We start from the raw sequence: 6731 nt of genomic DNA on the forward strand, positions 1-6731 counted from the left end.
CCCCACACCCTACACCCCACACCCCACACCCTACAACCCAATTCACTCCTCGGTGCGATAGCCAAATTCTGCTAAAAGTGAGCGAGATTGTCGCCATTTCGGTTCTACCTTCACAAATAACTTTAAATATACCTCCCCAGCGATTAACTTTTGAATAGCCGATCGAGCGGAAGAGCCGATCGCTTTTAACATACTGCCATTTTTACCGATGACGATCCCTTTTTGGGAAGCTCGTTCCACGTTAATGGCGGCAAAAACCTTGGTTAAAGCGGGAGTTTCCTCGACGCGTTCAATCACCACCGCCACAGAATGGGGAATTTCCTGACGGGTTTGCAGTAAAATCTGTTCGCGGATTAATTCGCCCATAATAAACCTTTCTGGCTGATCGGTGACTAAATCGGGGGGATAGTAATAGGGACCGACTTCGAGGGAATCAGTTAACAGATTTTGCAGTTCTTCGATTCCCGTCCCCTCCAGTGCCGAAAACTTGAGCAGAGGCCAGTTATTTTCCGTCGCTAAGGTGCGATAACTATCGTCGATAGGCTCCGGGTCTTCCGGCTGCTGATCGGCTTTATTTAGCCCCAAAATCGTGGGAGTTTGGTTTTTAGTCAGTAAATCGGCAATATAGCGATCGCCACCGCCCAAAAAATTACTACTATCGACAACAAATAAAACTAAATCTACAGAATTTATGGCGTTTTCGGCATTTTTAACTAAAACTTTGCCTAATTCGTGATGGGGTTTGTGAATGCCGGGGGTATCGACAAAAATCATCTGGGAGCGCTCGTCGGTGACAATGCCGCGCAAACGGTTGCGGGTAGTTTGAGCGATGGGGGAAGTAATGGCGATTTTTTGTCCCACTAATTGATTCATCAGGGTAGATTTGCCCACATTAGGACGACCAATAATGCCAATAAAACCCGATTTAAAACCGGTCGGTGCGATGGGAATTACTGCCGAATCGAGATTAAAGGCTTGGGAGTTGATAAAATCGTTCATAATTAAAGAATATTACTTAAAAAATATTTTTACCCATGCAAAGGATAATTTTGTTCTTGTTAGTATTGATTCTAGGCTGTAGTAACCATTTAGAATTATCTATAGCGGGAAATTTAAGCGATCGCTTAACTAATTATCCTCGCTGGATGACTAAACCAGTGGTTAGTTTTGCCAGTGGAGATTTAGTTTATCCCGATTGGATGGTAGGCAGTTGGACTGTCACCAGTACCCTAATCGATTTAACCGCTCCTCTTTCTCCCCAGATTATCACACCCGGTTTTGAAAGTAATCGTCGTTACCTAGAAAAATCGATCGAGTTTCCAGTGAGATTCATCGAGAAAGCTATTTCTCGACCGATAAATGCTGCCTTTTTATCCACCCTTATCAGTAAACCATCAATTGTGGCCGATCGATCCTTTAATGGTTTAGCAATTAGTCGCGCCTACTTAGGTAATCAATCGGTATTATCGGTAAAAACTGACCCTAATAATCCCAATCGTCAGATTACCTTTTTACGGGGCGCTCATCAACTAATTTCCACGGTAATTGCCAGAAATAGCGAAACTCCTAGCCGAAATCAATTTATTGCCACGGAAATCAGTCAACAAATTTTCCGGGGAGAAACCAACACTTATCTTAATGAGGTGGAAACCACCACCGCCTATCAGTTATTATCTCCTAATAAAATTCTAGGCGATCAGGTGACAGCCATTTATCTTTCCCCCCAATCCCCTGATTATTTCCAAGCGCCGAATCGTCCTGTCGCTTTGTATCGTTATCGCCTAGAATTGCTGAAAGATTAATAGAAATCCTGTAAAAATCAAAAATCTTCCCTTAGATGAGGAGACAGGAGGAGAAAAAAGACAAGAGACAATCCTAGCCATAAAACCTAAGATTGGGTCAAATTTATCTAATTGGGTCGCCGGTCGCCGGTCGTTAACACCACATTAGGTTATACTTCTAGGAAAATGACATCGCTATTAAAATAAGTTTAATTAATGTTTGTGAGCAGAGGAGCTAGGAGTTAATGGTTTGGGATCTGGGCAAGAAAATTAAAGATGGCCAGTACAGGATTCAGGAAGTATTGGGTGAAGGAAGATTTGGCATTACCTATCGAGCCAGCGATCGCAATGGTAATTCAGTGGTGATCAAAACGCCTAGGGATGTGGGTTTTAAATTGTGGGAGTCTGAGCGTTTACAGAAACTTTTTTGGCAGGAAGCGAGTAAATTAAAAGGTTGTGATCATCCTCATATCGTGCGAGTTAAAGAGTTATTTTCAGAGGGTAAAGCTAACTGCATGGTTATGGAATATATTGATGGGACGACCTTAGATCGGCGCTCAACAAAAATTTTACCAGAAAAAGAAGCCTTACGCTACATTGAGCAGATTGGACAGGCTTTAATGGTGGTACATAGTCGCGGTTTTCTGCATCGAGATATTCGACCGGGTAACATTATGATTCGGACTGGTAAACCAGAAGCGGTCTTAATTGATTTTGGTTTAGCCTTAGATTTTGATGAAGAATTAACCAAAACTCGTACCCAGGAATTAGCCTCAGGTTTTGCGCCTATTGAGTGTTATTCTCGTGATGCTAAACGCGGAGCTTTTACCGATATTTATAGTTTAGGAGCCGTGTTATACGAGCTTTTAACGGGTAAAATTCCAGTGAATGCGATGACTCGAAAAATTGATCATCAGCCTTTAATTGAGCCGAAAACCTACAATTCAAAAATCAGCCCTAATATCAACAAAGCCATTCTTTGGGCATTGGAATTAGACATAGATAAACGTCCTCAGTCAGTGCAAGCATGGTTTAAGGATTTAGGTTTGTCTATTCCCAAAAAAGAACCATCTAAAATATCTCGACCCATTGTTATTAATTGGACAGCGGTGACAGCAACAACAGGTTTACTGGCTCTTTCCTTGACTTTTTTAACATCTATTGGGGTGACAGATAAAATTAAGCAAATTTTATTTCCTCAACCAACTCCGACAGTTTCTCCCCCATCTTCTCCTAAGTAGGTAGGCGTTAAAAATTATCAAATGCCCCCCTTATCAAGGGGGGATCAAGGGGGGATCAAGGGGGGATTAAAGGGGGATCAAAGACGATTGCAGTTCGATAAACTCACTAACCACAATGGGATGCAAGACGTGCCATTGGTGTAAACTTAAGTACCACCAAACTCCCGTAAGGGCGAAGCATTCGGGCAATAACCTATCGCTGAAACCGTAAATTTCTTATCCGAATGCTTCGCCCCTACAAACTCAAATACCAAAACATAAGCCAATTTTGAGACAAAAGCAGATTTTTTGGTATAATAAAAATAACTGTTGCAAAATTTTATGGTTTGGCAAGCGGGACAACTCCTCCACAATGGCAAGTACGAGATCCTTGAGATCTTGGGACGGGGAGGTTTTGGCCTGACCTATAAAGCACGTCATCGCCAACTCACCCTGGAAGTGGTGATCAAAACTCCTGATATTTTGCAGAAAAGAGATACGGAATACGAGGATTATGTTAGACAATTTGAGGAAGAAGGACGCAAGTTAGCCAAATTTTCCCAGACTCCCCATGCCCATATCGTCCGTATTTCCGATTTTTTTACTGAAGGTCAAGTTCCCTGTTTGGTGATGGATTTTATTCAGGGTCAAACTTTGATGGAAAGGGTGAAAACTCAAGGAAAATTATCGGAAGCGGAATGTTTAAAATATATTCGGCAAATTGGCAGCGCATTAGAGGTGGTTCATCAAGCAGGAATGGTACACCGAGACGCTCACCCTGGCAATATTATGATTCAACCCAATGGGAATGCTATCTTGATTGATTTTGGCATTGCTAAAGAGATTATTCCGGCTGGTAGTAGTTCGACGGATTATGCCGCAAATCCCAGTTTTGCCCCCTATGAACAAGTTTATAAAGGTAGCAAGGCCAATCGTCAGCCGAGCGTGGATATTTACGCCCTAGCCGCCAGTTTTTATTATGCGGTAACTGGGCAAAAACCGACTCCTTCAATGGAACGCCGTTTAGATAATCGTCCCTTAACATTACCGAAAGAAATTAATCCTAATTTAAGTGAGCATCTTAACAAAGCCATTACTCTGGGGATGGCTTTAGAAAAAGAAAACCGCCCTCAGTCCATGTCCGATTGGTTACAACAATTGGAATTACCACCGCCTCCTGTAGAAAAGAAATATCGTCAAGAAAAAGTTAATCCCCCACAGCCAAGGAAAGAGCCAAAAGTAGCTGAAACAAAAGCCCCTGTTAACCCAAAACCTTCTGAAAATTCTCTTCAGAAAAAACTCAAAGCTCTTCCCTGGGGTTGGTTAATATGTTTGTATTTATTGTTCGGTTTAACTGGTTTCTTTTTATTTGTTGCGGCTAGCCCCCCTCGACGAATCATAGCTGTTGCTGTTGCTATGGCTGTACTTATGCCTGGAGCTGCAACGTCGCATCTGGTGTGGACTGCATATTTTGTTGTGTTATTTCCATTTTTTTTAGGGTGGATGACGATAATAGTTTGGAACTCTTGGTTTTTGGGTATATTTATTGGTACGGCTTTTGGTGTAATTTTATTTTTGGCTGTTGCTCATCACGAAAAACATCCTTGGTTGAACTCTGTTTTACAGCTTATATTCATTATATCTCCTGGACTTGTGGGTGGGATTGCGTCTGGTATTCTTGCAAAAATGAATCATATTTTTGCGGGAATATTAATGGGAATAGTATTCCAGGGATTATTAATACCTAATATTGTATTTAAGGAAGAATGTAAAGGTAACAAAATTAGCCCTTTCAATATTTTTCTGATTCTTGCTGTTACAAATTTAAGTGGTTTAGCAAGCGGTTGGTTATTGGCTTTTCTCCTGCATTCCAAAGGCTAACAAAACATAAAACTATCCTCATAATTCCGTTTTTTCTATTGTTATCTTCCCTAGATTAAGTTAATTAATGCAACCCAAAAACTAAATTGTGCCATAGTAGTGAGTCTATTCTGCTGAGGAGCATCTCACTTGTGCCATGCGTATTAATGCTTATAGCTGTCAAAAACTATAAAACAATGAACTTGTAATCAAAAGTTCATGTCTGCGTCACAGTAAGTTCATATCCCCCGCCTAAATTAGAGATAGTCAGTCCCAAGCCGTTTTCCGAAACACTCCTCTCACACCCACGATTATTAGGACTGACTTTTATTCCCTTCTCAGAATGGTTAAACAATAAAAACTATGACTCGCAATATTTTTAACGATAATATTTCCCCGCGCAACGAAGGCAATCCCAAACGCTCCAAATCTTCTGCGATGAAAAAACTTTTTGCCTATTCCTCCTTACTGGTTTTGGGTGCCGGGTTAGGTATCGGTGCCACCTATGCCTACAGTCAAAATCCTCTAGAATTAGCCCAAAATATTGCCCCCACTGCCAATAATCCTCGCCCCTCCACAGCAGCCGCATCCGCTCCCTCAACCCTAGTTATTCCCACCAATTTTGTCGCTTCTGTGGTGCAAGAAGTGGGGCCGGCGGTGGTGAGAATTAATGCTTCTAGGGAAGTCAATAGAGGCGGTGATTTTTCGGAATTTGCTAACGATCCTGTTTTCCGTCGCTTCTTCGGTTCCCAAATACCCGAGCGAGGAGAAAGACAAGTTCAAAGGGGTACAGGTTCCGGGTTTATTATCAGTAATGACGGTAAAATTATCACCAATGCTCACGTTGTCGAGGGAGCAGATAAGGTGACTGTCACCCTCAAAGATGGTCGCACTATTGATGGTAAAGTCTTAGGTAGTGATCCTTTAACTGATGTGGCAGTGGTACAGGTGGAAACGAGCAATTTACCCACGGTTAAATTAGGTAATTCTGATAGTTTACAGGTGGGAGAATGGGCGATCGCTATCGGTAATCCTTTGGGATTAGATAACACTGTCACCACGGGAATTATTAGCGCCAAGGAACGCAATGGCTCCCAAATTGGTGCTAGTGATAAACGGGTGGATTTCCTGCAAACCGATGCGGCAATTAACCCCGGAAATTCCGGCGGACCTTTGTTAAATGCTCGGGGAGAAGTTATCGGAGTTAACACCGCTATCATTCAAAATGCCCAGGGTTTAGGTTTTGCTATTCCGATTAAAACTGCCCAAAGAATCGCCGAACAATTAATCGCCACGGGTAAGGTGGAACATCCCTATCTCGGTGTTCAAATGGTACAGTTAACCCCAGAGGTAAAAGAACAATTAGCCGATAGTCCCATGGCTGATAATTGGACTATCCCCGATGATTCTGGTGTCTTGTTAGTGCGGGTGATGAGAGATTCTCCTGCCGCAGCAGCGGGATTGCGATCGGGTGATGTGTTAAAGTCTGTAGGTGGTAAGAATGTTACCGATCCCGATGCAGTTCAGGAAATTGTGGCTAATACTCAAATCGGTGATAATTTGCCCGTAGAAATTAGCCGAGAAGGACAAAAAATTAATCTGAATATTCAAGTGGGTAGCTTGAATACTGCTAAGAAATCCTAGTCTGGAAAATAAGTGGTAAAAGACCTAAACTTTATAGAGAGCTTGTTAGTAAGCTCTCTATATTTCTGGTTTTACTTTTGCCTCTTGAATCGAATAATTATAGCAGTTATCTTAAGGGTGAGGTAAGTAGGTAGGCGTTAAAAATTATCAGATACCCCCCTTATCAAGGGAGATCCCCCCGCCTATCGGCACCCCCCTTATCAAGGGGGGCAGGGGGGATCGACAC

General features: G+C 42.3%; 5 protein-coding genes. 4 read left to right on the forward strand and 1 reads right to left on the reverse strand.

The window, feature by feature from the left end; translation table 11 throughout:
• Positions 1-42: 42 nt before the first annotated feature.
• Entirely contained in the window at positions 43-999 is a 957-nt protein-coding gene (gene era, locus IQ224_RS20135) for a GTPase Era (protein ID WP_190537838.1), read from the reverse strand.
• A 35-nt stretch (positions 1000-1034) separates the two neighbouring features.
• Between era and IQ224_RS20140 the strand changes: the two genes are divergently transcribed.
• The 4 genes from IQ224_RS20140 (at position 1035) to IQ224_RS20155 (ending at position 6505) form a co-directional block, all read left to right on the forward strand.
• Positions 1035-1802 (forward strand): DUF6816 family protein, encoded by a 768-nt coding sequence (locus tag IQ224_RS20140; RefSeq protein ID WP_194033414.1) that lies wholly within the window; start codon positions 1035-1037, stop codon positions 1800-1802.
• Positions 1803-2026: 224 nt separating this feature from the next.
• Positions 2027-3022: a serine/threonine-protein kinase gene (locus IQ224_RS20145; RefSeq protein ID WP_194033415.1), complete on the forward strand. Its 996-nt coding sequence runs from the start codon at positions 2027-2029 to the stop codon at positions 3020-3022.
• Between the two features lie 321 nt (positions 3023-3343).
• Positions 3344-4882, forward strand: a complete 1539-nt coding sequence (locus IQ224_RS20150; RefSeq protein WP_194033416.1) for a protein kinase — start codon at positions 3344-3346, stop codon at positions 4880-4882.
• A 342-nt stretch (positions 4883-5224) separates the two neighbouring features.
• A complete protein-coding gene (locus tag IQ224_RS20155; RefSeq protein WP_194033417.1) occupies positions 5225-6505 on the forward strand; it encodes an HhoA/HhoB/HtrA family serine endopeptidase in 1281 nt (426 codons plus the stop codon).
• Positions 6506-6731 lie beyond the last annotated feature (226 nt).

It is taken from the genome of Microcystis sp. LEGE 00066, assembly GCF_015207925.1.
GTDB classification, from domain to species: Bacteria; Cyanobacteriota; Cyanobacteriia; order Cyanobacteriales; family Microcystaceae; genus Microcystis; species Microcystis ichthyoblabe_A.